Here is a 3013-nt window from a genome sequence, read left to right as displayed (position 1 = left end):
GTTCAGAGTTGCCTCCATTGACCAATATTCCTTACTGCTGCCTCCCGTAGGAGTCTGGTCCGTGTCTCAGTACCAGTGTGGGGGGTCATCCTCTCAGATCCCCTAGTCATCGTCGCCTTGGTGGGCCGTTACCCCGCCAACTAGCTAATGACACGCATGCCCATCTTAATCCTATAAATATTTGAACATTGGATAATGCTATCCTGTGTTTTTATGCGGTGTTAATCCGAATTTCTTCGGGCTATCCCCCTGATTAAGGTAGGTTGCATACGCGTTACGCACCCGTGCGCCACTTTCCTTCCCAGCAAGCTGGAAAGTATCGTTCGACTTGCATGTATTAGGCCTGCCGCTAGCGTTCATCCTGAGCCAGGATCAAACTCTCCATTGTAAAATGTTTTGTTCGAACACTGACCATTCTTAACTTGTATTAATAATAGTCTTATTCTAATTATATTGTCTAGTTAGATTCTGACTTGAAAAAATAGCTTTGGTTTTCATGTACTTTGAAACTGTACTATCTTACCTCGCTATGCTTTATAAATGACATCTCTTTAATGAACTTCTCGAATCACCTCTCGGATCTTCTTTATATTTCTTCGTTTATTATTCTTCAGTTTCGTTTCGGTCTTAATGTTCCGAATCTCAGTTTAAAATTTTTAACGTTTCAATCTTTTTTATTCTGTTATCAAACTCCGTTTGGTAACTCCCGTTCTGTTTGGGATTGCAAAGGTAGAAATCTTTTTGGTTTTGTCAAGCTTTTTATTAAACTTTATTTCTTTTATTTTTCGAGCCTTTTAATCACTCCTAAAGAAATACCAATCTCTTTTTCTAACCCTTCAATTCAACCTTTATCCTTTTCACTCAAACCCTTCCTCCGAAGCGGGATGCAAAAGTAGGAAAATTATACGCCCCCGCAAACTTAAACACACTATTACCTCCTTCAAACCCATAACTACCTGCAACACAATCAGAAAAACTACAGGCTATTTATAAAACATCATAGATATGATTACAATTATCAAAAAACATGATAGCTATCATTTACTATCAGCGTCCATAATCACAACTTTGAATTATATAAAAAACAAATGATTATCTACAAAACCTTTCAATTTGATTCCGCGCACTATCTACCAAACGTTCCACAGGGACATAAATGCGGCGGAATGCATGGACACACCTATACTTTGACTGTCTTCATTTCAGGTAAGCCAGAAGAACATTCAGGATGGATCATAGATTATACCGATTTAAAAAATGGCATAAAACCATTCTTAGACATCCTTGACCATAAGTTATTAAATGAAATATCTGGGCTAGAAAATCCTACCACTGAAAATCTTGCAGTGTGGTTATGGCAAATGATAAAGCCCATATTTCCAGATTTGGTAAAAATAGAATTAAAAGAAACACCAACATCTGGAGTAATCTATGAAGGTTAAAGATAATAAGCAAATTGTCACATGGCTTTATTTCGGTGCCGGTACCATTATCATACAAATTCTGCTTGGTGGAATCACCAGGCTTACAGGATCAGGATTATCCATCACAGAATGGCAACCATTGCTCGGAACAATCCCCCCCTTAAATCAATCTGCATGGCAGACAAGTTTTGACAAATACAAAGAGATCGCACAATTTCATATTGTAAACTCACATTTTACAGTCGAAGATTACAAATCCATATTCTTTTGGGAATGGTTACATAGAAACTGGGCTAGGTTTATCGGCATTGCCTTCCTTTTTCCGCTCATCTACTTTCTCATCAGAAAAAAAATAGAAAAGAAACTGTTATTCTCTTTGCTGTTCCTTTTTATACTCGGATTACTACAGGCAATTATAGGATGGATAATGGTTAAGAGTGGATTGAATGATATAAACATAAAAGTGAATCACATTCGATTATCCATACATTTTGTCGCTGCACTTATTTTACTTTGCTATACACTGTGGCTAGCATTTTCTTTAAGTCTGCAACCTATCAAAATGAGACATCGACTCAGGTTTCCAAAATTGAATATACTTATACTCATTTTAGTTACCCTACAGATGATATACGGTGCGTTCATGGCAGGAACCAATGCTGCGCTTGCGGCAATAACCTGGCCTGATATGAATGGCTTTGCTATTCCTCCTCAAATATCCTTTCAAAAGATGAACCTGATCCGCATGACAAATGACTTGTTAACGATCCAGTTCATTCATCGCACATTGGCTTATGTAATCTGCATCCTCGTTCTTACGCTATATATCAAATCGTCAACATGGAAAATCAACAGCACATTATCATTCATCAGGCTATCTCCATTACTGCTGGTGGTCACACAATGCATTATAGGAATAACAACAATCCTAAATAGCATTAATGGTCATTACAAAAGCTTCGCTTTATTACATCAGTTTACAGGAATACTATTGCTGATTTCGCTACTCCTATTTCTGTTTCTAAATTTAAAGAAAACTTAATCTTATAAACAAGAAAACCCGATAGTCGCAATGACTACCGGGTTTCTTTTTAAGATTTGGCACCGACCTACTCTCCCACGTGTTACCGCAGTACCATCGGCTCTGGTGGGCTTGACTTCTCTGTTCGGAATGGGAAGAGGTAGACACCACCGATATAGGCACCTAAATATTTTTAATATCTTTTAATTAGTAATTTCTTCATTTTTTAATAGAAAAGCCGATAGTCTTTTGGACTACCGGCTTTCTTTTAAGATTTGGCACCGACCTACTCTCCCACGTGTTACCGCAGTACCATCGGCTCTGGTGGGCTTAACTTCTCTGTTCGGAATGGGAAGAGGTGGACACCACCGATATAGGCACCTAAATATTTTTAARTATYTAGTATATATCGTTTCGCTTTTGTTGCTCAGCTTRCGCCTTGCTCGATTTGTTACTAAACAAATGACATATTATTGAAAGAAGTTAAGTTAKGAAGAACAAACAACAGTTTATTGCTCTTGAAAGCTTCGGATGATTAGTATTACTCGACTTTGATCTCACAACCTTT

The 3013-nt window shown here is 37.7% G+C and carries 2 protein-coding genes and 3 rRNA genes; 2 read left to right on the top strand and 3 right to left on the bottom strand.

Annotated features, from left to right (window positions below; all coding sequences use genetic code 11):
- Positions 1-388, bottom strand: a 16S ribosomal RNA gene (locus EZ444_RS26955); the annotation flags it as partial.
- Between the two features lie 700 nt (positions 389-1088).
- Between EZ444_RS26955 and queD the strand changes: the two genes are divergently transcribed.
- Together queD and EZ444_RS26945 are read left to right on the top strand one after the other, a co-directional pair.
- Positions 1089-1442 carry a 6-carboxytetrahydropterin synthase QueD gene (queD, locus tag EZ444_RS26950; protein ID WP_131612995.1) on the top strand — a complete coding sequence of 118 codons (354 nt, stop codon included), beginning with the start codon at positions 1089-1091 and terminating at the stop codon, positions 1440-1442.
- Positions 1432-2466: a COX15/CtaA family protein gene (locus tag EZ444_RS26945; RefSeq protein WP_131612994.1), complete on the top strand. Its 1035-nt coding sequence runs from the start codon at positions 1432-1434 to the stop codon at positions 2464-2466. The genes queD and EZ444_RS26945 overlap by 11 nt, the downstream gene beginning before the upstream one ends.
- Before the next feature lie 54 nt (positions 2467-2520).
- Here EZ444_RS26945 and rrf (EZ444_RS26940) read toward each other — a convergent pair.
- A 5S ribosomal RNA gene (gene rrf / locus EZ444_RS26940) occupies positions 2521-2632 on the bottom strand.
- 86 nt (positions 2633-2718) lie between these two features.
- Positions 2719-2830, bottom strand: a 5S ribosomal RNA gene (rrf, locus tag EZ444_RS26935).
- Positions 2831-3013 lie beyond the last annotated feature (183 nt).

The organism is Pedobacter hiemivivus, assembly GCF_004331685.1.
GTDB classification, from domain to species: domain Bacteria; phylum Bacteroidota; class Bacteroidia; order Sphingobacteriales; family Sphingobacteriaceae; genus Pedobacter; species Pedobacter hiemivivus.
This window is presented reverse-complemented; position numbering and strand designations above follow the sequence as displayed.